This window comes from Acinetobacter higginsii, assembly GCF_000369525.1.
Taxonomy (GTDB): domain Bacteria; phylum Pseudomonadota; class Gammaproteobacteria; order Pseudomonadales; family Moraxellaceae; genus Acinetobacter; species Acinetobacter higginsii.
The window spans coordinates 158,867-182,219 of record NZ_KB850070.1; the positions used below are offsets into that span (position 1 = coordinate 158,867).

Annotated in this window: 21 protein-coding genes and 3 tRNA genes; 16 read left to right on the forward strand and 8 right to left on the reverse strand. The window is 43.5% G+C overall.

Annotated features, from left to right (window positions below):
- Positions 1-61 precede the first annotated feature (61 nt).
- The 16 genes from F902_RS01285 (at position 62) to F902_RS01360 (ending at position 17,160) form a co-directional block, all read left to right on the forward strand.
- Positions 62-769, forward strand: a complete 708-nt coding sequence (locus tag F902_RS01285; protein ID WP_005200458.1) for a DUF8198 family protein — start codon at positions 62-64, stop codon at positions 767-769.
- Between the two features lie 204 nt (positions 770-973).
- Entirely contained in the window at positions 974-1,915 is a 942-nt protein-coding gene (ubiE, locus tag F902_RS01290) for a bifunctional demethylmenaquinone methyltransferase/2-methoxy-6-polyprenyl-1,4-benzoquinol methylase UbiE (RefSeq protein ID WP_005200460.1), read from the forward strand.
- Positions 1,916-1,925: 10 nt separating this feature from the next.
- On the forward strand, positions 1,926-2,606 hold the full coding sequence (locus F902_RS01295) for a ubiquinone biosynthesis accessory factor UbiJ (protein ID WP_005200462.1): 681 nt from the start codon (positions 1,926-1,928) through the stop codon (positions 2,604-2,606).
- Positions 2,607-2,618: 12 nt separating this feature from the next.
- Complete coding sequence (locus tag F902_RS01300) at positions 2,619-4,238, forward strand: ABC1 kinase family protein (protein WP_005200464.1); 1,620 nt, start codon at positions 2,619-2,621, stop codon at positions 4,236-4,238.
- A 236-nt stretch (positions 4,239-4,474) separates the two neighbouring features.
- Positions 4,475-5,074, forward strand: a complete 600-nt coding sequence (locus F902_RS01305; RefSeq protein ID WP_005200466.1) for a cytochrome b — start codon at positions 4,475-4,477, stop codon at positions 5,072-5,074.
- Between the two features lie 134 nt (positions 5,075-5,208).
- Positions 5,209-6,525, forward strand: coding sequence for an FAD-dependent oxidoreductase (locus F902_RS01310; protein ID WP_005200468.1), 1,317 nt, complete (start codon positions 5,209-5,211; stop codon positions 6,523-6,525).
- Positions 6,526-6,537: 12 nt separating this feature from the next.
- Complete coding sequence (locus F902_RS01315; RefSeq protein ID WP_005200471.1) at positions 6,538-6,918, forward strand: VOC family protein; 381 nt, start codon at positions 6,538-6,540, stop codon at positions 6,916-6,918.
- A gap of 91 nt (positions 6,919-7,009) precedes the next feature.
- On the forward strand, positions 7,010-7,777 hold the full coding sequence (gene hisIE / locus F902_RS01320) for a bifunctional phosphoribosyl-AMP cyclohydrolase/phosphoribosyl-ATP diphosphatase HisIE (RefSeq protein WP_005200473.1): 768 nt from the start codon (positions 7,010-7,012) through the stop codon (positions 7,775-7,777).
- Positions 7,778-7,786: 9 nt separating this feature from the next.
- On the forward strand, positions 7,787-9,289 hold the full coding sequence (locus tag F902_RS01325; RefSeq protein WP_005200475.1) for a UvrD-helicase domain-containing protein: 1,503 nt from the start codon (positions 7,787-7,789) through the stop codon (positions 9,287-9,289).
- Between the two features lie 24 nt (positions 9,290-9,313).
- The gene (locus F902_RS01330; RefSeq protein WP_005200477.1) at positions 9,314-10,696 is read left to right on the forward strand and encodes an AAA family ATPase; all 1,383 of its coding nucleotides are present in this window, start codon (positions 9,314-9,316) and stop codon (positions 10,694-10,696) included.
- A gap of 254 nt (positions 10,697-10,950) precedes the next feature.
- Positions 10,951-13,803 (forward strand): monovalent cation/H+ antiporter subunit A, encoded by a 2,853-nt coding sequence (locus tag F902_RS01335; protein ID WP_005200479.1) that lies wholly within the window; start codon positions 10,951-10,953, stop codon positions 13,801-13,803.
- Positions 13,796-14,164, forward strand: coding sequence for a Na+/H+ antiporter subunit C (locus F902_RS01340; protein WP_004656199.1), 369 nt, complete (start codon positions 13,796-13,798; stop codon positions 14,162-14,164). The genes F902_RS01335 and F902_RS01340 overlap by 8 nt, the downstream gene beginning before the upstream one ends.
- The gene (locus tag F902_RS01345) at positions 14,164-15,975 is read left to right on the forward strand and encodes a monovalent cation/H+ antiporter subunit D (RefSeq protein ID WP_005200481.1); all 1,812 of its coding nucleotides are present in this window, start codon (positions 14,164-14,166) and stop codon (positions 15,973-15,975) included. The genes F902_RS01340 and F902_RS01345 overlap by 1 nt, the downstream gene beginning before the upstream one ends.
- Positions 15,975-16,502, forward strand: a complete 528-nt coding sequence (locus tag F902_RS01350; RefSeq protein WP_005200483.1) for a Na+/H+ antiporter subunit E — start codon at positions 15,975-15,977, stop codon at positions 16,500-16,502. Before F902_RS01345 ends, F902_RS01350 begins: the two co-directional genes overlap by 1 nt.
- On the forward strand, positions 16,499-16,774 hold the full coding sequence (locus F902_RS01355; RefSeq protein ID WP_004656203.1) for a monovalent cation/H+ antiporter subunit F: 276 nt from the start codon (positions 16,499-16,501) through the stop codon (positions 16,772-16,774). The genes F902_RS01350 and F902_RS01355 overlap by 4 nt, the downstream gene beginning before the upstream one ends.
- A gap of 11 nt (positions 16,775-16,785) precedes the next feature.
- Positions 16,786-17,160: a Na+/H+ antiporter subunit G gene (locus F902_RS01360; protein WP_005200485.1), complete on the forward strand. Its 375-nt coding sequence runs from the start codon at positions 16,786-16,788 to the stop codon at positions 17,158-17,160.
- A 52-nt stretch (positions 17,161-17,212) separates the two neighbouring features.
- Here F902_RS01360 and F902_RS01365 read toward each other — a convergent pair whose 3' ends face one another.
- The 8 genes from F902_RS01365 to secG form a co-directional block, all read right to left on the reverse strand.
- On the reverse strand, positions 17,213-17,614 hold the full coding sequence (locus F902_RS01365; RefSeq protein WP_004774100.1) for a ribosome-binding factor A: 402 nt from the start codon (positions 17,612-17,614) through the stop codon (positions 17,213-17,215).
- The gene (gene infB / locus F902_RS01370; protein ID WP_005200487.1) at positions 17,614-20,328 is read right to left on the reverse strand and encodes a translation initiation factor IF-2; all 2,715 of its coding nucleotides are present in this window, start codon (positions 20,326-20,328) and stop codon (positions 17,614-17,616) included. Before infB ends, F902_RS01365 begins: the two co-directional genes overlap by 1 nt.
- Positions 20,329-20,338: 10 nt before the next feature.
- Positions 20,339-21,823, reverse strand: a complete 1,485-nt coding sequence (gene nusA / locus F902_RS01375; RefSeq protein ID WP_005200488.1) for a transcription termination factor NusA — start codon at positions 21,821-21,823, stop codon at positions 20,339-20,341.
- Positions 21,824-21,860: 37 nt separating this feature from the next.
- Positions 21,861-22,385 (reverse strand): ribosome maturation factor RimP, encoded by a 525-nt coding sequence (rimP, locus tag F902_RS01380; protein ID WP_004802320.1) that lies wholly within the window; start codon positions 22,383-22,385, stop codon positions 21,861-21,863.
- Between the two features lie 201 nt (positions 22,386-22,586).
- A tRNA-Met gene (locus F902_RS01385) sits at positions 22,587-22,663 on the reverse strand.
- Positions 22,664-22,750: 87 nt separating this feature from the next.
- Positions 22,751-22,827: transfer RNA gene (locus F902_RS01390), tRNA-Met, on the reverse strand.
- A gap of 44 nt (positions 22,828-22,871) precedes the next feature.
- Positions 22,872-22,956 (reverse strand) — tRNA-Leu (locus tag F902_RS01395).
- A 57-nt stretch (positions 22,957-23,013) separates the two neighbouring features.
- Positions 23,014-23,343: a preprotein translocase subunit SecG gene (secG, locus tag F902_RS01400; protein ID WP_004802318.1), complete on the reverse strand. Its 330-nt coding sequence runs from the start codon at positions 23,341-23,343 to the stop codon at positions 23,014-23,016.
- Between the last annotated feature and the right edge of the window lie 10 nt (positions 23,344-23,353).

Sequence of the window (23,353 nt, forward strand, 5' to 3'; positions counted from 1 at the left end):
CATGGTTCTCCGTTATGATGCAGCCTATGATTTTACTGTTTCATTTTAATTAAGTTTATATATGTCAAAACTCTCTGCCTTTGATGATCTATTACTCCAATACAAAGCTTTTAATTATCATAATGATGCTGTGCTTGAACAACGTTTACATGAAGTTCAAACCTGGATGAAAGAGCGTATTGCGCATACTCACCAAGAATTTTTTGCTCGCCCTGAAAATCAATTGATGGCCCAATATTTTCTCAAACGTCTTTATGGTGGACCCGACTTTGATGCTCTGGCACAACAGATTGAGCGATTACTTAAATTTGCGCATAAAGTCGAAAAGTTTGTTCCTGAAAATGGGATTAAGACAGGAACCAAATCCGTTAGTCTGGCTGTGTTGGCAACTCAATTAGATGAACAGGTTGCACAGCAGTTATTAGCTGACTATCCTGCCGATACGCCACTCACCGATGAAATCATGCGCGATACGTTGGTTAAACTTGATCAAGGTGACGCACGTTATGAACAATTGCGTTTACTCGATGAGTTGGGTGTAACACTCGATAAATATATGCGTTCAACCATGATGTATGCGACCTTTAAAATGTGTAAAGGCTTGGCACATAAATACCACTTTGATGGCATGTATGAGTTTATTCAAGAAGGTTTTGCGGCAATGAAACCAATGAAATCTGCAGCGACGTTCATTCAAACCTTTACTGAAAAAGAGCGTGAGATCATTGATCGCGTTCATGCAGGACACCCAAATCCATTCCGCAATTAATCCATGTCTTGTGTTCTGAGCTATTCTCAAGTAGCTCAGAGCACGCTATTTTTCAAATCAACAACGCGATTAAAAACACTTTTGAGAAAGTGACTTTCTGTATATTATTCATAACAATTACATGCGAAAGCCTGTAAAAAAATACAAAATCTGTCATCATGCTTGCTGATTCGTGCCGCTAGAGCGAAAGTTTAGGAGAAAACTATGTCTAACGAAAACCAACAGCCTACCCCAGAAGTTGAGCAAAACCCAAGTTCAGACAAAGTCAGCCCTTTCTTAAACACGCCCCTTCCACAAGGCACACCACAAGGTCAGCAGCAACCGATCCAACAAGGTGCAGCACAGACCTCAACAGCTTCTATCCCAAAATATAACTTACCGCGTGGTGCCAATACTGGTAATGTAGGTGCAACCACACACTTTGGTTACCAAACCGTAAATAGTGATGATAAAGCACAGAAAGTTGCAGAAGTGTTCCACTCGGTTGCTAGCAAATACGACATCATGAATGACTTGATGTCATTTGGTATTCACCGTCTTTGGAAACGTTTTGCCATTAATATGTCTGGCGTTCGTCGTGGTCAACACGTGCTGGATATTGCAGGTGGTACAGGCGATTTAGCGAAAGTATTTAGCCGTGAAGTCGGTCCACAAGGTCATGTGGTTCTTTCAGATATTAACGAATCAATGTTGAATGTGGGCCGTGATCGTCTTATTGATGCAGGCTGTACCAATGTTGATTTCGTACTGGCCAATGCTGAAACGCTTGAACCATTTGCAGACAACAGCTTTGACTTATTAACCATCAGTTTTGGTTTACGTAATGTGACCGATAAAGATGCAGCACTCCAAGCCATGTACCGTGTCTTGAAGCCAGGTGGTCGTTTACTCATTCTCGAATTCTCTAAACCTGTATTTGAACCATTTTCAAAGCTCTACGATCTTTATTCATTCACCGCATTACCAATTATGGGCAAATTAGTTGCCAATGATGCTGAAAGCTATAAATATCTTGCTGAATCAATTCGTATGCATCCAGACCAACGTACCCTCAAAGGTATGATGGAAAATGCGGGCTTCCAAAGCTGTGATTACCATAACTTAACTGGTGGTATCGTTGCTGTTCACCGCGGATTCAAACTTTAAGGTTTAAGATATGTGGTCGATTTTAGCACTCGGTGCAGTCGAACGTATCATTCATCATGTGATTGATTTGGATGCGATTACTCGTATTCAAATCAATCAATTACAAGGTCAATTATTACGTGTTGTGATCGATAGCCCACAACTCTCGGTTGATGTGTTTTTTGATGAAAATAGAGTTCGCCTAGAACCGACCGTGACGGGACAGAGTCAAACTTCTTCTATTTTTGAACAGCGCCCGTTTGATCCTCAAGATAAAATCACGGATGCAACTGCAACACTCCATGTTGAAAATGTGGTTGAGCTGGTTAAATTATTGCTCAGTGATATGGATCAAATTGGTAATATTCCACTGCAAGGTGACTATCACTTATTGCAAGATATTCAAAAAATTATGCAGCAAGCTGAGCCCGATCTCGCAGCGCATTTATCGCCTTGGATTGGCCCTCAATTGGCACATGAGTTGGGTAAAATTCAACTTGTACCGAAGCAATTGAAACGTTCATTACAAAGCCATTTATTTTTTGTTGAAGATGCATTAAAAGAAGATAGCGGTTTATTTGCCCCACGTTGGCAGATGGATGATCTCAATCGCGAGACACGTCAACTCAATCAGGAAATTGATCGTTTGGAAGCCAAGCTTCAACAACTCAATGCTCAATTCAATCCAGCCAAACAACCCACACAAGACTAGGTAAGAATTTATATGATTCCGCATGTTACACGGTTACTCGAACTCTGGCGTATTGCAGCACACTATCGCCTTGATACCTTGTTCCCTGCGGAAGAATTACCAGTAAAAGCTCGTCATGCATTAAGTCTGATTAAAATACATCCTGCAGCTTGGTCAAGTCGTGAGAAAAAGAATCCGCTTAAGCTGAAAGAAGCCCTAGAGGATATGGGCCCCTTAGCGATTAAGCTCGGCCAATTGCTGTCTACGCGTCGTGATTTGATTCCACCTGAAGTATTATCACAACTGGTGTTATTGCAAGATCGCGTCAAACCCTATGACACTCAGCTAGCCAAACAGCGCATTCAAGAATCACTCAAAGCAGATGTATCAACCTTATTCTCACGCTTCGATGAGCAACCGCTTGCCGCAGCTTCGATTGCTCAAGTGCATACAGCGGCTTTGCATGATGGTCGTGAAGTTGTCGTTAAAGTCACTCGCCCCGATATTCGCAGTCAAATTTTACAAGATTTTGAGATTCTGGCTTGGCTTGGCGATTGGTTGGAAAATCGTTTAGAAGCAGCGCGTGCCCTACATTTATCAGAAATTATTCAAGATTATCGTCAAATCATCTTAAATGAGCTTGATTTAAGTCTGGAAGCAGACAACACCCGCCGTATGCGTCACTATTTTACTGGCTCAAGCATGATGTACGTGCCAGAAGTCTATATGGACAGTAAAGACGTGATGGTGGCTGAACGCATCACCGGTGTCCCGATTTCGGATATTGCTACCTTTGATCGTTTAGGTATGGATCGTGCGGATCTTGCGGAAAAAGGCTTAACCATTTTCTTCACCCAAGTGTTCCGTGACAACTTCTTCCATGCGGATATGCATCCAGGCAATGTCTTTGTCGAAACCATTAACCCTAGCAATCCACGCTTTATCGCGTTGGACTGTGCCATTATGGGTGAGTTGTCTAAGCACGATCAAATGACGATTGCTCGTATGCTACTGGCGGTGATGAACAGTAACTTCATGCAATTGATTCAAATTGTGCATCAAGCAGGTTGGATTCCACCAGGTACCGATCAAGATGCATTATCACGCGAAATGCGCCGTACCGTTGGCCCAATGGTATCCAAACCAATGGATCAACTCGATTTTGCAGGCATTTTGATCCAAGTGATGGATATTGCTCGTCGCTTCCATTTGGAAATTCCACCACAGTTGATGTTATTGCTGAAAACACTGGTACATGTTGAAGGTCTAGGGACTGATCTCTACCCTCAACTGGATATCTGGAAACTGGCAAAGCCGATTCTAACCGAATGGGTCAAAGCCAATATGAACCCCGTCAAAAACGTAAAAGAACTGGGGCAGCAGATTCCAGACCTGTTACTCGGCGCCCAAGATATTCCAGGTTTATTGATTGACAGCTTAAATGGTCTAAAAAACCAATCAGCTTGGCATGACAAACAACTGCGTGAAATTCAACAAATGCGCTTACAAATGCAACAACAGCAACGTCGTAGCTGGATATTTGGTAGCACGATGCTGATTTTGTTAACCATCGCGATTATTAGCCCATGGTTTATCTCAGTTATTCTGATAGTACTGAGTAGCTTGATTGCACTGTGGCGCATTGCCAAATAACTAGATATACACAGCAAAGGCCGTATCCATCGATACGGCCTTTGCTTTTATGCAACTGCAACATTTTTAGCTCCCCCTTTTGCCCATTTAAACACTTTCTGAAATTTCGGCAGAACCATCACATTTTAGGCAAGACTTCCATCCATCTCGGGCAAAGGCTTTTCATCCTTTAGTAGATAGACGATCATCGACCTAACATTGAGGTGCATCAACACAGATTTTAAAGGAAGAGAAGCGTGAGTTTAAGAAATAGCATCAATAACTATGGTTCGATTGCGAAATGGCTGCACTGGTCAACCGCAATCCTGTTTTTACTTGCTTACTGTAGTGTTTACTACCGCCAGTGGTTTACCGAAAAAGGCACACCTGAGAACTGGACGGCTTTACAACTTCACCTTTCCGTCGGTATCAGCATTGCCGTGATTATTAGCCTGCGCATTCTCTGGCGTTTGAGCAATCCACAGCCCCATTTAGAACCTGCCAGCTCTTTGGCAAACTTTGCGGCACATGCAGGACATTTTGCCCTGTATGCCATCATGATCATTGCCCCGCTCACAGGCTATTTAGGCACAGGCGTCAATACTGAGTTTTTCTTCTTGTTTGAGATTCCGAAATTTGAACATACCGCCCTGTTCCAGAGCTGGGTGGCACAAGGCATGGGGCTCAGTTTTGAACAGTTCGAAAAACCAATTGATTTTATTCATAAGCAAGTTCTTGGAAAATGGCTGATTTGGATACTGATTTTAGGGCATGCAGGTGCGGCACTTTATCATCACTATATTAAGAAAGATCGCACCCTGATCAAGATGACCACAGGCAAAGATCAGTTTAAATAATCCGATTTGAGATTCATTCAATACCGGCAGGATGATCATGGACCTTGTAGCAGGATAGATTTTATTTAAAAAAATCACCGAGATCAGTTAAGATCATGATTGACTGATCTATAAGCACTTTAAAAGAACAAATAATGAAAACACCTCATTTCGCCATTGTTGGCGCTGGCACAGCAGGCTTGGCAACCGCAATCCTGCTTGCACGTGCAGGCAATCATGTCACTATTTTTGAACAAACGGATCAACTTTCTCCCGTCGGTGCAGGTTTATTATTACAGCCTGCAGGCTTGGCCGTGTTTGAACATCTTGGTGTGCTTGAGCATGCTTTAAAGCTGGGTGCCAAAGTCACAGGATTGGAAGGCCAACTTCCGAATAAACGTCTATTGGTGAATAGTCACTATCATCAAGCAGGCCATAATCTCTATGGTCTCGGTATTCATCGAGCGACCTTATGTCATGTGCTGACCCACAAACTGGCTGAATATTCCAGTCATGTGACATGGCGAATGGGTCATAGCATTGAACGTATTCAAGAACAGCAAAATGAAGTTCGTCTCTTCGGTTCTCAGCAGCAACAAAGTTTTGATGCCTGCTTCGATGCTGTGCTGATTGCCAATGGTGCACGCAGTCAATTACGCCCTCAAGCATGGGTGAAAGTTGATCAGGCTTATCCATGGGGAGCAGCTTGGAGTATCGTGCCTGAATGTCCGACACTCGATCCTGCAATTCTGCATCAGTTTTATGATCGCTCCAAAATTATGATGGGCGTGTTGCCTACGGGTGCCATCCCAACTGCACCTCAGCAACGACTTTCTAGCGTGTTTTGGAGTTTGCCAACTTCACAACTACAATCATTCTTAAAAGATGAGTCAGCTAAACAACAATGGTTAAAACAGGTGGCCGATCGTTGGCCCGATGTGGCAGAATGGCTCACACAACTGTTGTCGAATCAACAACATCAGCCGCAATGGTTATCTGCGCAATATCGCGATGTGGTGATGTCTCAATTTGGACAAGGTCGAATTGGAGTGATCGGTGATGCCGCCCATGCCATGAGTCCACAATTGGGACAAGGCGCCAATATGGCTTTGTTGGATGCTTGGGCCTTTTCTCAGTCACTACACGCAGCAAAACAAAATCAGCAAATGGATTGGTCAGCGCTGTGGCAGCACTATCATCAATATCGTGGTTCCTCGACCCAGTTCTATCAATTTTTAAGTCGTCTACTCACCCCACTGTATCAATCTAATCATTGGTGGGCAGGTGGCTTACGTGACTTGACCTTCCCATGGATGTATCAAATCCCCTATTTTCGTAAAGAAATGGCAATCACCATTTCAGGCTTAAAAACAGGACTGTTTCAGCAACTTGATTATCAACAAGTGGCGCAATATGCTGGGAAAGATCATGTTTTCAATGCTAAAACTGAATCACTACCTGAATATGAATGAGCACAGTGAAATATGAAAATTAGTCATCTAGATCATTTGGTGTTAACTGTCGCCGACATTGAAATCACCTGTCAGTTTTATCAATCTGCCCTGAATTTTGAAGTGATTACTTTTGCTGAAAACCGCAAAGCACTGCAATTTGGCAATCAAAAAATCAACCTGCATCAAGTGGGTAAAGAGTTTGAACCCAAAGCACTTCGCCCGACTTCAGGTTCGGCAGATCTGTGTTTTATTGCGGAAACGCCACTGAATGAAGTGATTGCACATCTTCAAGCACAGCAAATTGAAATCATTGAAGGTCCAATCGAAAGAACGGGTGCGATGGGGAAAATTTTATCGGTTTATTTAAGAGATCCCGATCAGAACCTGATTGAAATCTCGAATTATCTTTAATGTTCTATCCTTGATTTTTTACCCAACAAGCATAGCCAACCTTTGCCACAACCGCTACACTAGCTGCTCTCCACTCAATGGATTTTCACTCATGTCAAACTGGTTAGATGAAGTTAAATTTGATTCCAATGGTCTTGTTCCTGCCATTGCACAACATCATCAAACTGGTCGAGTGTTAATGGTTGCGTGGATGAATCGTGAGGCATTACAACTGACGGCTGAAAAAAATCAGGCAGTGTATTACTCACGTTCACGTCAAAAACTCTGGCATAAGGGCGAAGAATCAGGACACTTTCAAACCGTGCATGAAATTCGTCTGGATTGCGATGCCGACGTGATTATTTTACAAATTGAACAACATGGCGGCATTGCCTGCCATACTGGCCGTGAGTCTTGCTTCTATCGCAAACTCACGCCACAAGGCTGGGAAATTGTTGATGCTCAGCTCAAAGATCCAACCGCTATTTATGGTGCAGCAGCAAAAACCGAAGCACATGATCATGGTCAAAGTGAACAAGTCGATGTACTCAGCTATTTAGGTCGCTTAATGCAAGAGCGTAAAACAGCTGAATCTGATAGTTCTTATATCGCCAGTCTGTACAAAAAAGGCATCAATAAAATTTCAGAAAAAGTCGGCGAAGAAAGTATTGAAAGTATCATCGCTGCCAAAGATTATGCCGTCCTAGCTTCACTGGAAAATAAACACGATCTGATTTATGAAGTGGCTGACTTATGGTTCCATAGTATTGTGATGTTGGGTTACTTCGATCTTGAGCCACAAGTGGTTCTCGATGAACTCGCACGTCGTCAAGGTTTATCAGGTTTAGTTGAAAAAGCTAACCGTAGCAAAGAAGCGTAATCAGAGCCTGTGTCAAATATAGAAAAACCCAAAGCCACTTATGAGCAAGCCATTGCGATAGACAATGCCCGTCTCGGTCAATCCTTTAAAGTGATTGCCTATGCTGGCACAGGTAAAACCACAACACTGCAAATGATCAGCGATGCCATGCCTGAACGGCGTGGCATGTACTTGGCATTTAACAAAGCCATCGCTTCAGAAGCACAAAATAAATTTCACGGCAATGTAAACTGTCGAACCTTTCACTCGCTTGCATTTCGCAGTGCACCGCGTGGCGTGACCGACAAATTACGCTTACCACGATTAAGCCCAAGCTTCATTGCCAAAGAATACCGTCTAGAGCCAATTACGCTACGTCGCCTCATAGGTGGGCGTTACGAAAAATACGTGTTGATGCCAAGTCGTTTGGCCAGCTTAGTTGCCAATGCCGTGAGCTACTTCTGCTCAACCAGTTCACAGTATCCAGCTCCTCGGCATATTCAAGCACCGAGCTGGTTACATCTAGACGATATCGAAGCCTTACAACAACATCTCTACCCGGCGGTGGAACGACGTTGGCTCGAATCAATTGATCCCAATCATCAAGCAGGTATTGGGCACGATATCTACTTAAAGCTTTGGGCTTTATCAGAACCGAATATTCCTGCGGATTATGTGTTGTTTGATGAAGCACAAGATGCCGATCCACTGATGCTCGGTATTTTACTGCGTCAGAAAAGCACCCAAGTCATTTATGTTGGTGATGCACACCAGCAAATTTACGCATGGCGTGGAGCAATCAATGCCATGCAACAAATGCCATTGCCTGAAAGTCGTTTAACCACCTCTTTTCGTTTTGGCGATGCCATTGCAGATGTCGCCAACAGCTTGCTTGGCGCATTAAATGAAACCGTGCCCCTACTTGGTAATCCAAACCAAAAATCAAGTGTGGTGAATAAGCCACATACCAAGATGCGCGATGCGATTCTATGTCGGACTAATGCCCGTGCAATGGAGCTATTACTCTCTGGTCTCGTTAATGGCGATAAAGTCGGCTTACAAGCGGACCAGCAGAAACTGAGTCGTTTTGTCGATGCAGCAAGTTTATTGAAACAAGGCAAACGAATTACCGATGTTCCTGAGCTGGCTTGGTTTAACTCTTGGCATGATGTACACGAATATTGTGAAACCAATGATGGCAGTGATATCAAGCCTTTAGTCAAGCTAGTTGATGATCATGGCACTGATCCACTTAAGAAGGCACTGGCAAAAATCACCCCGATTGAACAGGCCGATTATGTGATTTCAACGGCACATAAAGCCAAAGGTTTGGAATGGAATCGTGTGCATATCGAAGACGATTACCAATTTAAAATAAATGGACTAGAACATAAAATTACAGATGAAGAGTTAAGATTACTTTACGTAGCCTGCACGCGTGCTAAAGTAAGTTTAAATATTCATCATTTATACGACTTAATACAACAATTAAAACGGTGCGCCCCCTCAAGTCTTCGTCAGTCCGCAGGTTAAAGCGCTTATGATTGAGGTCAGCTTATGCAGCTTGAATCGGTTCAATTCAAACACATCGGGATGTTTCGGGAGTTAAATCTCGAATTTCAACCTGAGCGCTCTCCTATTACCCTGATTTTGGGTGATCAAGCCACAGGCAAAAGTACGATTTTAAAAAACATCTATCAAAGCCTGACTTGGTTTTCTGCGCGCTATAAGGATATTCGTACTGCAGGTGTGGTCATTGCTGATCAAGATATTATGCTGAATCGCTTACAGGCAAAAATTCAAATTCTAGTCCGAATGAGCAGTGAACTGAGTGGCTCTTTGGCTGAAAGTAGCTCATCACAACAGACCGACACGCAAACTTGTGCATGGAAACTCTATAAAACATTTAATAGTCAAGGCGTTGGGATTAGCCAAGTGGAGACCCAACAGCTTGATCAAATGGTCACGCTCTATCAGAAAACAGGACTGCAAGATCCTTTATTCGGGCTTCCACTGATTGCCTATTATCCTGCCGAACGATTTGTCCAAGACATTAATTTGCAAAGCAAAAATACTCCAGGGACATTACAGGAAATTTCGGCCTACGATTTAACTGCTGTACCCTATACGACCTTTGCCCGTTTTTTTGAGTGGCTACGTGAAATCAGCGATGTCGAAAATGCACATTCAGCCCATATCGTTAGGCGCTTGATGGGCAATGATTTTAATCAACAAAATCAATCAGAAATACTGCAAGAATTACAACAAGAACTGATTAATCATCCGAAGCAACTCTCTGCGCCCAATCTTTATGCTTTGAAAAACAGCTTACATACTGTTTTCCCTGAATTAAGCGATATTTATATTCAGTATGTACCAAAGTTACAATTAATGGTGCGTTATCACGATCAGTTGATTCCTTTTCAACAACTGTCTGCTTCACTCAAAACTTGGATTGCATTAGTTGGAGACATTAGTCGTCGGCTTTGCTTGCTGAATCAGCATTGTTTTAATCCTTGCTTAGAAGGTGAAGGGATTCTATTGATTGATCAAATTGACCATCAACTCGATCAGAATCACTGTGCGGAAATTTTGGAGCGTCTCCATCAAGCGTTTCCACGTCTACAAATCATCGTCACAGGCAATCGAGATGCCTTGCTTGAACATGCATTACATTACCAGTGCTTAAAATTAGATCAAAAAGGTGTATACCAACTCAATTTAGAAGCATCTCAACAGCAGCTTTCAAATTTATATCAAGGTCTCACCCAGACCGAAACAGCACATTCCGTGCAAGCCCAAACCTTGCTGCAAGCCGATCCACTGACCAGCAAAGTCGATGATTTATTCCAACAAATTCAGGATTTAAACGAACAAGAAAAGAACAATTTACTCAACCTGCTCAAGATAGATGATACACCGCAAGAAACGCCATTATAAAGACGTATCAAAAGACAGAAATTGAAATATTATCAATCAAATGATGTTGTTTGTTTCATGTAATAACATCAGATTTTTGCTGATTTTTTATAGTAAAATAAATCGTATTTTTTATTTTCAAGTTGTGCAATACAACTTGCTGCCTCCGTTAACTTGATTGGGCTTCAAGATTTAAAGTTTTTGGTATTCTCTTTGAGTGCCTGTAAGTCTTGAAAGAAAATTCACCCCTTAGGTCTTCGACCTAAATCATCGACATGGATACCAGTGTGCTACCGATTATTATCTTATTACCGCTCATACTCGGCACCACCCTTGTCTCACAATTACAGCGTATTTCGCGTGGCGTGACGGCACTTGGGGCGATTGGCATCAGCCTTAGTTGTTTTATTTTACTTTTAACTCAGGCAGAAACGGTTCTTCAGGGCAATACCCTGCAACAAAGTTGGGACTGGCTTCCTCAGCTCGGAATTAATCTGAGTTTTCGCCTAGATGCATTAGGTTTATTGTTTGGTCTGCTGATTAGCGGTATCGGCACCCTGATTTATATTTATGCCTATTACTATCTCAGCCCTAAGAATTCTCTCAGTAAACTCTATCAATTATTGATGCTGTTTATGGCAGCCATGCTGGGGATTTCACTCTCAAATAACCTGATTATCTTATTGGTATTCTGGGAGCTGACCAGTATCTCCTCTTTCCTATTGGTGGGTTACTGGAGTCAATACGAGGCAGCGCAACGTGGCGCCCGTATGGCCCTCACCATCACAGGCATGGGCGGTTTGGCCATGCTGGGTGGCTTTGTCCTGATTGGACAAATCACCGGCACTTATCAGATTGATGAATTGGTGTTGATGAAGGATACCATTCAGCAACATGCACTATTTGTTCCTGCATTATTGCTGATCCTGTTAGGTGCATTCACCAAAAGTGCTCAGTTCCCCTTCCATTTTTGGTTACCGAATGCGATGGCAGCGCCGACTCCTGTGTCAGCCTATCTACATTCTGCAACCATGGTCAAAGCAGGGATTTTCTTATTGGCGCGTTTAGCTCCTATTTTTATTGGTGCTGCGCTGTATCACAATATCGTGACTTTTGTCGGTCTATTCACCTTGTGTATGGCCGCAGGTTTTGCAATTTTCAAAGAAGACCTGAAAGGACTTTTGGCCTATTCAACCATTAGTCATTTGGGCTTAATCGTGTGTTTACTCGGTATTGGCTCGCCATTGGCGGTTGCTGCCGCAATTTTCCACATCATCAACCATGCCACCTTTAAAGCGGCATTGTTTATGATTGCTGGGATTATTGACCATGAAACTGGCACACGCGATTTACGCAAGCTCAGTGGCATCTGGCAACTGCTTCCATTTACAGGCACTCTCACCATGATCACCGCTGCCTCAATGGCGGGTGTACCACTGACCAATGGCTTTATCTCGAAAGAAATGTTCTTTACTGAGCTATTGGCCAACTTATCTGGTCCAGTGATGGTGATTTCAGCCATCGTCGCAACGTTTGCTGGTATTTTCGCAGTCAGTTATTCAATTCGTCTCGTTCATGGGGTGTTTTTTGATGGCCCGATTGGCAAACACGTACCGAATAAAGATGCACACGAACCACATTTAGGCATGCGCTTACCTGCCATTATTTTGGCAACACTCTGTATTTTGGTCGGTATCCTCCCTGCCCTATTTGCAGGGACAATGGTCAACAGCGTCACTCGTGCAAGTTTGGCGCAGCCTGAATTTGAAGGCGTTCATCTTGCGATTTGGCATGGCATTAACGCACCACTCATTATGAGTTTGATTGCACTGATTGGCGGATCGATTTTCTATTTTGTATTGGCAAAAGACGGACGCATTCGTAAAATCGACTTAGATCCTTATCTTGGAAAATTCCAAGGCAAGATTCTGTTTGATCTATTCTTAAAAAATTTATTACTGATCAGCCGCAAGATTAAGCAAAAGACCGAAAATGGTTCTTTGCAAAGCTATATCCTGTGGATTGTGTTGTTTAGCATCATCATGGTCGGCTTACCACTATTCAACCAAGGCTTAACCACAGGCACACGTGAACTGACCCATGCACCTTGGGTGGCAATTGTACTCTGGCTGACCCTATTCTCAGGTTGCTGGATGATGCTATGGTTCCATCATGAACGTATCAAAGCCGTTCTGATCAGTGGTGCAGTCGGTTTGGTGGTCACCATGGTTTTTGTGACCCTCTCTGCACCTGACTTGGCATTGACACAGATTACAGTTGATGTGGTAACCACTGTTTTATTACTGATGAGTTTGTCTTTACTACCACAACTCACCCCGTATGAATCAAGCCGTTCACGCCGTTGGCGAGATGCCAGCCTTGCCATCGCAGGTGGTTTAGGTATTGGTTGGATTACCTGGTTGCTGTTAACCCGCGATCACAATTCAATTTCATGGTTCTTTTTACAACAGGCGATTCCGCTGGGCGGTGGTTCAAACGTGGTCAATGTAATCTTGGTTGACTTCCGTGGTTTCGATACCTTCGGTGAAATTACCGTACTCGGCATTGCCGCCATTGGTGCGCTGTGTCTGATGGATGGTATGCGTGCACACGGGACCACCATGACCCAAGGCTTAACCTATCGTTTTAACCCTTCACCGTTGATGTTCCGTATCACGGCGTCATGGATCTTGCCACTGGCCTTGGTGGTTAGTGTCTATATCTTTATGCGTGGGCATAATCTTCCAGGCGGTGGCTTTATTGCAGGTTTGATTACCTCAATGGCACTGATTATTCAGTACATCGTATTGGGGCAAGATCAAACCGAACAGATGATCAAAGCCAAATCAGGTCGTCTTTATGAGTTATGGATTGGTGCGGGTTTAACCATTGCAGGTCTCACCGGTATTATCGCGTGGTTGTGGGCTCGCCCCTTCCTCACCAGTGCCCATATTTATGTAGAAGCGCCATTGCTTGGAAAAATGCATCTTGCCTCTGCAGTCGCATTTGATACAGGGGTCTACATTACCGTTGTGGGTGCTGCCATGTTGTTGATCTCCGTTCTTGGAGACTCTCGTCACTCTAGTATGGCTGGTCCGATCCCAGGTGGAGATAATCAAAATGATTAGTATTGAATTTTTACTCGCGTCAGGGATTGGCTTACTCACCGCAACAGGTATTTATTTGATTCTGCGTGCCAGAACATTTCCAGTGGTCCTTGGTTTGGCCATGATTGGCTATGCCGTGAACTTATTCCTGTTTGCCATGGGCCGCCTGCAAATCAATGCACCTGCGGTGTTGACTCAGGCCACCAAAGTGACCGATCCACTCCCTCAAGCATTGGTATTAACAGCAATTGTGATTGGTTTTGCCACCACCGCCTTTATCGTGCAACTTGCCTTACGCAGTCGTTATGAATCTGGTACAGACCATGTCGACTCGAAAGAAGAACCCACCTTGACTTATGACCCACGTGAGGATGAGCCATAATGTTTGATTTTTACAGTTTCTGGCACGCTCACGCTCCAATTATTAGTATCTTAATTCCAGCATTTACCAGTTTTATTCTGGTGTTATTGGGCAATCCAGGTTCAGGTTCTTTAAAGCAAGATTGGCGTCAACCTTGGCGTCGCGGAATTAGTATTGCTTCGGCAGTTTTGGGCTTAATCACAGCAATCAGCTATCTGAGTATTGCCAGCACAGGCCAAATTACAGTTTATCAGCTCAGTGAATGGTCGGCGCCATTCGGGATTGTCTTAGTCCTTGATCGCCTATCTGCCTTTATGTTGGTCCTAACCTATATTCTTGCAGTGCCTGTGATTTGGTATGCCAGTGAGAACTGGGATACCCGTGGGCGCTATTTCCATACCATGGTGCATTTCCTGCTCATGGGAATCACAGGTGCATTCCTGACAGGCGACTTATTCAACTTATTCGTCTTCTTCGAAATCCTGCTGATGGCTTCTTATGTGCTGTTATTGCACGGTCAAGGTCGTCCACGTTTCCAGCTTGGGGTGCATTATGTCACCATTAACTTGCTGGCCTCTGCCCTGTTTCTGATTGGTCTAGGCATGATTTATGGCAGTGTCGGCAGCTTGAATATGGCTGATGTCGGTCGTCTGGTATCAAGCTTAGATGGCGATCAGCACAAACTTGCCGTTGCAGGTGGACTACTGCTGTTTGTGGTGTTTGGTATTAAAGCTGCGATGTTGCCTGTTGGCTTCTGGTTGCCGAAAACCTATGCGGTTGCAAGCACACCGGTCGCTGCGATTTTTACCATTATGACCAAAGTGGGTATTTATGCCATTTTACGTGTCAATGGCACTGTGTTTGATGATGCCATGGCACAAAGCATTTTCAAGAACTGCTTATTGATCATTGGTTTGGTGACTTCCCTTTATGGTGTGATTGGTGCAATTGGTGCTGAACGCTTACGCCGTTTTGTTGGCTTCATGGTGCTGTCATCGATTGGTACACTGCTGATTTCAATTGCCATGTTCAATACACAGGCATGGGCCGCAGCGCTGTACTATTTAGTTCACAGTACCTTGATTGCAGCAGCTTTCTATTTATTCTGTGGCTGGATGACCTCGCAGCGTGGCGCTTTTAAAGATCATTTAAAAGTTGCACCACGAATCAAACAGGAAAAAGCGGCTGCTTTTACTTACTTTACCATCGCCTTGATGATGGCAGGGTTACCCCCATTCAGTGGATTTTTGGGTAAAGTTTTCATCTTACAAGCCACTGCTGAGACACCGTATCAAGGCTGGATCATCGCAGTGATTCTAATTGTGAGCTTGCTCAGCATTATTGCCATGACACGCGTTGGCTTTATTTTGTTCTGGCGTGCAACACCACCTGAAGAAGATCAGAAAGAAGCGGCTTATGCTGAGTATCAAGCCCTACCCGAGCTTGCACCAAAGCGAAATGATACTGCGATCTATATTTTACTTAGTGCATTAATGCTTTATGTGGTTTGTGCAGCGCCGATTCAGAACTATACGCTTGCAACAGCACAGCAAATTCAGAATCACGCGCTTTATAACCAGACCATTCTGAAACATGATGCACAAGGTCGCCCGATCAGCGTACAGCCTTATGATCCAAGCTACTTACCTGAAACCAAATATGGCGGTGAGGTTGAAGATCCGAACGCCTTGCTGATTCCAGATATTATTTCTAAGCCAACCCTACAAGGCGAACATATTTCTGAATATAAGCAGCGTCAAATTGCGGAGCAAGTCCTCGAAGCACCGACCATTCCGAATAGCACACAGTTAAAGCCAATGGAGGATCACTAATGCAAAAATTATCTTTGCTTGAGCGTTGGTTCCCACATCCATTTGTGTCGGTGCTGATTTTCTTGAGCTGGTTGATGCTGGCGCATAGTCTGGATCTGACCGATATTTTAATGGCGTTGATTCTCGCTGTGGCGATTGCACGGCTGGTCAGTCCATTTATTGCAAGAACACCGCATATTCATTGGCTTCCTGCGATTAAACTGTTTTTTGTAGTGCTGTGGGATATTGTCATTTCCAACTTCCGTGTTGCCAAAATGGTGCTTGGTCCAATGGATCAATTACACCCTAAATGGTATCGCGTTCCATTAGAAACTGAACATGAACAAGTGAATACTTTGCTGGCGATGATTATCACCACCACACCTGGTACGGTTTCAGCCGGAATTGATCAGGAACGCGGGGATATTCTGGTACATGCACTCAGTTCAGATAATACCGAACTGGATATTCAAGACATTAAAAAACGCTATGAAACGCCTTTAATCGAAATCTTTGATGTCAAGATTACAGAAGGAGCAAATAAATGACCATTTTGCCTTATGCATTGGGTATCGGTTTAATTGCCATTACCATCTCTATGTTTCTGTGCTTGATTCGCTTGATTGCGGGCCCTTCAGTGATTGATCGACTCTTGGCACTCGATACTTTATTTCTAAATGCAACTTGTCTGATCGTGGTTTTAGGCATTTATTGGGTCAGCACTAATCTATTCGAAGGTGCGCTATTGGTTGCAATGCTCGGCTTTGTTTCTACTGCCGCGCTTGCTCGTTACTTCACTACGGGTCATGTAATTGACTAAGGAGCAATGCCATGCAACTAATTCTTGAGATTGTGGTTTCATTTTTTGTGGTGTTTGGTGCGTTCTTTATGCTGATCGGTTCGATCGGCATGATTCGCCTACCCGACTTATTTATGCGTCTACATGCACCGACCAAATCCAGTACTTTAGGCCTTGGTAGCTTTCTGATCGCTGCCATGATTTTCGCTGCAATGCATGGTCGTTTTGGGTTTGCTGAGCTTTTAATTACTCTATTTGCATTTATCACTGCCCCCGTATCGGCAAATTTGATGGCACAAGCAGCCATTCACTTACGCTTACGCTCAACCAGTGGTGAGGTACCAGAAGCCTTAAATCGCCCATTGCCTTGGCAACGTTATCGTCGCCACCCATTGAAAAAAGATTAATCCCATCAAGCCATAAAAAAAGCCACCCGAAGGTGGCTTTTTTTATATCGATTTACTTTTGTTCATCTTGCTCTTGTTCAGGCAAATCCTTAACCGCTTCAGCAATCAGACCAAACATATAGTTACCATAGGCATTGGTCTTATCGTAATGGAAACGCAATCTTGGCGTAATACGTGTTTTGATACGACGACTCAATTCATGACGCAAGAAGCCAGACGCTTTATTCAAGACATCTAAAGTTTCTTTATTTGCTGCTTCACTTTGATCATCACCCAGTTCACGGCCCATTACAGTGACATATACTTCAGCATATCCCATATCTGCACTGACTTTCACGGCTGAGATGGTCACAAGACCACCCAGACGTGGATCTTTAAGCTCCTGACGGATAAGCTCAGACAACTCGCGTTGTACTGAATCCGCCATGCGCTTTAAGCGTTGGCTACCCGCCATTAAAGACTCCGTTTAATCAATTGAACATCATACACTTCGATCTTATCTTGTGCTTTGATGTCTTTATAACCCTTAACTGCAAGACCACATTCCATACCAGCACGAACTTCTTCAACCACTTCTTTGTAGCGACGAAGAGATTCAAGCTCGCCTTGGAACACAACCACATCATCACGTAATACGCGAATTGGCTTGTTACGATGCAATACACCTTCAAGTACCATACAGCCCGCTGCTGCACCAAATTTACTTGAGTGGAATACTTCACGTACTTCAGCCACACCCAAGATCGTCTCACGATGTTCTGGTGCAAGCTTACCGCTCATTGCAGCTTTAACATCATCAATCAAATGATAAATGACGCTGTAGTAACGAATATCGATACCATCTTGATCAGATTTTTGACGAGCAGAGTTATCCGCACGTACGTTAAAACCTAACAAGACTGCTTCTGAAGACTCAGCTAAAGTAACATCTGACTCAGTGATCGCACCCACACCAGAACCGATTACACGGACTTTAACTTCATCAGTAGAAAGTTCATCAAGCGCAACATGTAATGCTTCCAACGTACCACGAACATCAGTTTTGAGTACAACATTCACATAAGGAATATCTTTTTTACCCATAGATGCCATGATGTTTTCAAGACGCATTGCACTTGCACGCTCTAAACGCTTATGACGTTCACGGTCAGAACGAGCATCAGCAACTTCACGTGCTTTCTTCTCATCATTCACCACAAGAACTTCATCACCCGCCATTGGCGCATCAGGTAAACCTAGAATCTCAACTGGAATTGAAGGACCTGCAGAAGTAATACGTTGACCATTTTCATCAACCATCGCACGAACACGGCCATAAGATGAACCAGCAAGTACCAAGTCACCAATGTTCAATGTACCGTTTTGTACAAGAATCGACGTTACTGCACCGCGACCTTTATCAACACGTGCTTCGATTACAACACCTTGTGCCGCACCTTCAGCTGAAGCTTTAAGCTCCATCAATTCAGCTTGGATCAAGATTAAATCAAGTAAGCCATCGATACCTGCACCAGAGTGTGCTGATACTTTAGCAATTGGAACATCACCGCCCCACTCTTCAGGTACGATACCTTTGGTGGTCAATTCGTTTAATACGCGGTCTACATCAGCCGATTCTTTATCCATCTTGTTGATGGCAACAATAATCGGTGTTCCTGCAGCACGTGCATGGTCAATTGCTTCAGCTGTTTGCGGCATAACACCGTCATCAGCAGCAACAACAAGAACCACGATATCAGTCGCTTTTGCACCACGTGAACGCATAGAGGTAAATGCTGCGTGTCCCGGTGTATCGAGGAAGGTAATAATCCCTTTCTCAGTTTCAACGTGATAAGCACCGATATGCTGAGTAATACCACCCGCTTCACCCGCAGCCACTTTAGAGCGACGGATACGATCCAGTAATGACGTTTTACCATGGTCAACGTGCCCCATGATCGTTACCACTGGCGGACGAGTTGTTTGCTCACCACGTGCTTCTTCAGCAGCAACCAATAAGTTATCTTCTGCTTGCGTATCCGAAACTAAAACTGGATTGTGGCCCAATTCTTCAACTACAAGTACAGCAGTATCTTGATCAATGGCTTGGTTCTGAGTTACAAGCTCACCCATTTTCATGAGGGTCTTGATCACTTCACGAACTTTAACCGCCATTTTTTGTGCTAGATCAGCAACGATGATTTTCTCACCGATCTCAACATCATAAATTTGCTTTTTAACTGGTTTTTCAAAACCATGTTTATTGGCTTGGCTGGTTTTTAAGCCGCGCTTATGATGGCTTTTGCTGAAGCTTTGCTCAGATTGAGCATCGCCACCACGACCGCCTTTCTTACCAGCACGTGGATTTGCAGTTGCACCACCACGTTTGATTTCACGGTCTTCCTTATTAAAGGAATCTTCATACGCTTGGCCAACAAGACCAGCAGCCAACGGTGAATCATCAATCACACGAATCGTTGCAGTTGCATCATCATTTGAATATTTTGATGCCATCTGACGCATTTGCTCAAGTGTACGTTGCTGCGCTTCTTCAGCTGCTTTACGACGTACTGCTTCTTCAGTCGCTTTCAACTGAGCAGTTTGCTCTTCACGTGCTCTTTTTTGCTCTGGTGTTTCTGTCGGGCGAATAACAGGGGCTTTAATTACCTTGTCGCTATTACGCTTTTTCACCACAACCGCTGTTTTTGCTGGTGCTTGAGCCGCATTATCAGAAGTATGCGCTGCACGCATGGCTTCTAAAGTTGCATTGGCTTTTTGTTCAGCCGTATGACGTGCAGTTTGCTCAGCATCATTACGTACTTTTTGCTCGGCACGTACTTTTGCATCCGCTTCTACACGCGCTTTTGCTTCAGCTGCAAGTAATTCTGGATTTGGTTTAGCAAAAACTTGTTTCTTGCGAACTTCAACATTAATGCTTTTCGCTTTACCTGAAGTACTTGTAACTTTAGCAGTACTCGTTGTTTTACGTTTCAACGCAATTTTTCCTGTGTTACCACTTTCCTGACCATGTACTTTTTTCAAGTGATTGACCAAAGTATCTTGCTGTTCAGTGGTAATAATGTCATCTGCTTTACGCTGTGGTAGACCTGCTTCGCGAACCTGCTCTAGGAGTTTCTCTACAGGACGTTCTACGCTGAGCGCTAACTCTTGAATCGACTTGTCCGTCATCTATTATCTCCTAGTTAAACCATGATTCACGTGCTTTCATGATTAACTGACCCGCTTTGTCATGACCTAAACCTTCGATATCAGAGATATCATCAGTTGCTTGGTCTGCCAAATCATCAACAGTAACCACACCACGCGCCGCCAATGCATACGCAATCTCAGTCGTTATACCTTCCATACCGAGAAGTTCTGCACTTGGCTCTTGAATATTTTCTTGCTGTTTCAATGCATCCGTCAAAGCAGCTTCTTTCGCACGACTTTGTAACAGTTCAACTAAATCTGCTTCAAGCTCGATTTCGTCGAATGTTTCAGCTGGTACATAAGCAATCTCTTCGAGTGAAGTAAAGCCCATTTCTACCAATGCCATTGCCAAGTCTTCTTCAATATCCAGACGTGTAACAAACATATCTAAATATTGTTGTGCTTCATTTTGCTGACGAGCACGATACTCTTCTTCTAACATCATGTCGAGTTTATAACCCGTCAATTCCGATGCTAAACGAACATTTTGTCCTTGCGAACCAATTGCACGCGCTAACTGATCATTGGTTGCAAAGATAATATCTGCACTACGTGCATCTTCATCTAAAACAATACCTGATACATCAGCTGGCTCTAATGCACTTGCAATATATTGTGCTGGGTCATCAGACCACACCACCACATCAATACGCTCACCATTCAACTCTTGTTGCACTGCTTGGATACGTGTACCACGCATACCAATACATGCACCCACTGGGTCGATACGATGATCATTGGTTTTCACTGCAATTTTAGCACGAACACCTGGTTGACGAGCAGCCGCTTTAATTTCAATGATTTCTTCAGAAATTTCTGGAATTTCTTTTTTCATCAATGCAATCAGCATTTCAGGACGCGCACGAGACAATAATAATTGTGCACCACGGCCTTCACGATTCACGTTATACAAAATCGCATTGATACGTTGTTTAGGACGTAAAATTTCTTTATGGATGGTTTCTTCACGCGCTAAATAAGCTTCAGCGTTGTCACCAAGATCAATGATAAAGCCATCTTTAGTTTGCTTTTTCACTTCACCGTAGATCAACTCACCCACTTTAGACTCATAGGCATCCGCAACTAGTGCGCGTTCTGCTTCACGAATCTTTTGTACGATGACTTGTTTTGCAATTTGTGCTGCAATACGACCGAATTCAATTGATTCAACTTCCAACTCACGCACATCACCGATTGACCACTGAGCAGGGTCTAAATCAGAAATCGCGTCTTGGCATGCTGGCATTTCGTGATCTTCATCCGCAACCACAGTCCATTGACGGAAAGTACGGTAATCACCCGTTTTACGATCAATCTCAACACGAAGTTGAGCTTCTTCTGAACGTGTGCCTTCGTAAAACTTTTTCTTCGTTGCCGCAACAAGTGCTTGCTCTAACGCTTGGAAGATCGCTTCACGACTAACACCTTTTTCATTACTAACCGTTTCTGCAACGGTAAGAATTTCGCGGCCCATAAGTCACCTACCGATTTCTTATAAAATTAAGTTAATATTAGTCTTGATAGATTAAATTTGCTTTATCAATATTATTACTATCAATTTCAAGCACATGATTACCTTCAACTTCAACTTGAATCATTTCATTTTCTAAGTCTACAGAAAGTAATTTGGCTTGGAATTTACGACGGTTCTCGACAGCAGCAATTAATCGTAAAGCCACTTGTTGCCCGATATATGCAGGCAGTTGGTTCAATTGGAAAAATGGACGATCCCAACCTGGTGAAGAAACTTCTAAAGCATATTCACCCGAAATTGGATCATGAACATCAAGCATTGCACCCACTTGTTGTGTTACGAGAACACAATCTTGAACGCCAATACCACGCCCGAGTTCAACTTCACCATCTTCTGTTAAGACAGGTTCAACATTCTCATCGACCGCTTTATCAATATAAATGCGTAATAAAGAACGTTTCCCTTGTGGGAGGAATTCAATTCCCCACAAATCTACACCACACGCAGCTACAGCTGGTGCAATTAGATCATGCAATGCTTGAGATTTATTTGATAATTTCATTTACTCTCGTCGCTCTCATACGAGCCAATCAATCTTAACCGTATAGTGAAGCACGACTATTTGACCAATTGATGTCGAACAACTACACGATATAGCTAAACAACCAATAAAAAAGGGCGTAAATCGCCCCTATGTTACACAGAAAAGCAATGCCCACTGTGCAAAAAGGCCCACCTTATTGTGAGCCTCTTTTTAGAAACTTGGTAGCGGGAGCTGGATTTGAACCAACGACCTTCGGGTTATGAGCCCGACGAGCTACCAGACTGCTCCATCCCGCATCAACGTGCAAAAATTATATACAAATATGAAAAAAAGTCAATTTAAGTTTTTTCATATTTGCTTGACTAAGTTGCACCTTAATCAAATGGTAGCGGGAGCTGGATTTGAACCAACGACCTTCGGGTTATGAGCCCGACGAGCTACCAGACTGCTCCATCCCGCAACAATACAAACACTGCACACACCAAACTTACTGGTTATTAAGCTTGGTGCGGAAGGGGGGACTTGAACCCCCACGCCCGAAAGCACTACCACCTCAAGGTAGCGTGTCTACCAATTCCACCACCACCGCAGTATTGTGGGACGCATTCTATTCCCTTAAACGCAAAAAGGAAAGCGCTAATTCAACTTATTCAGTTGTTTTTGGTGCAGTTGGTGAAGTTTCAGGCGATGTCGCTGGGGCAGATGTCGACGTTTGAACAGTTTTTAAACTATATGCATCTGTCGTCTGTTTTTTAGCAAATACAGCAAGCGTTAAACTAGTGACAAAAAACAATGCGGTAAAAATCGCAGTTAAACGAGTTAAAAAGTTACCTGCACCTGAGGCACCAAAAACAGTAGCAGCACCGCCACCACCAAATGATGCTCCTGCTTCCGCACCTTTACCTTGTTGTACCAGAACCAAAGCAATAATTAAAATTGCTAAAATGATATGTACAACGAGTATAAAACTATACATTTCAATTCCT

Bases quoted from the DNA above. Each gene is read 5' to 3' on its own strand.
- secG (WP_004802318.1), bottom strand. From the start codon at position 23,343: ATGTATAGTTTTATACTCGTTGTACATATCATTTTAGCAATTTTAATT.
- F902_RS01355 (WP_004656203.1), top strand. From the start codon at position 16,499: ATGACCATTTTGCCTTATGCATTGGGTATCGGTTTAATTGCCATTACC.
- F902_RS01335 (WP_005200479.1), top strand. From the start codon at position 10,951: ATGGATACCAGTGTGCTACCGATTATTATCTTATTACCGCTCATACTC.
- F902_RS01350 (WP_005200483.1), top strand. From the start codon at position 15,975: ATGCAAAAATTATCTTTGCTTGAGCGTTGGTTCCCACATCCATTTGTG.
- F902_RS01365 (WP_004774100.1), bottom strand. From the start codon at position 17,614: ATGGCGGGTAGCCAACGCTTAAAGCGCATGGCGGATTCAGTACAACGC.
- F902_RS01300 (WP_005200464.1), top strand. From the start codon at position 2,619: ATGATTCCGCATGTTACACGGTTACTCGAACTCTGGCGTATTGCAGCA.
- F902_RS01340 (WP_004656199.1), top strand. From the start codon at position 13,796: ATGATTAGTATTGAATTTTTACTCGCGTCAGGGATTGGCTTACTCACC.
- nusA (WP_005200488.1), bottom strand. From the start codon at position 21,823: ATGGGCCGCGAAATTCTTACCGTTGCAGAAACGGTTAGTAATGAAAAA.
- rimP (WP_004802320.1), bottom strand. From the start codon at position 22,385: ATGAAATTATCAAATAAATCTCAAGCATTGCATGATCTAATTGCACCA.
- infB (WP_005200487.1), bottom strand. From the start codon at position 20,328: ATGACGGACAAGTCGATTCAAGAGTTAGCGCTCAGCGTAGAACGTCCT.
- F902_RS01360 (WP_005200485.1), top strand. From the start codon at position 16,786: ATGCAACTAATTCTTGAGATTGTGGTTTCATTTTTTGTGGTGTTTGGT.
- F902_RS01345 (WP_005200481.1), top strand. From the start codon at position 14,164: ATGTTTGATTTTTACAGTTTCTGGCACGCTCACGCTCCAATTATTAGT.
- F902_RS01330 (WP_005200477.1), top strand. From the start codon at position 9,314: ATGCAGCTTGAATCGGTTCAATTCAAACACATCGGGATGTTTCGGGAG.
- F902_RS01315 (WP_005200471.1), top strand. From the start codon at position 6,538: ATGAAAATTAGTCATCTAGATCATTTGGTGTTAACTGTCGCCGACATT.
- ubiE (WP_005200460.1), top strand. From the start codon at position 974: ATGTCTAACGAAAACCAACAGCCTACCCCAGAAGTTGAGCAAAACCCA.
- hisIE (WP_005200473.1), top strand. From the start codon at position 7,010: ATGTCAAACTGGTTAGATGAAGTTAAATTTGATTCCAATGGTCTTGTT.
- F902_RS01310 (WP_005200468.1), top strand. From the start codon at position 5,209: ATGAAAACACCTCATTTCGCCATTGTTGGCGCTGGCACAGCAGGCTTG.
- F902_RS01295 (WP_005200462.1), top strand. From the start codon at position 1,926: ATGTGGTCGATTTTAGCACTCGGTGCAGTCGAACGTATCATTCATCAT.
- F902_RS01285 (WP_005200458.1), top strand. From the start codon at position 62: ATGTCAAAACTCTCTGCCTTTGATGATCTATTACTCCAATACAAAGCT.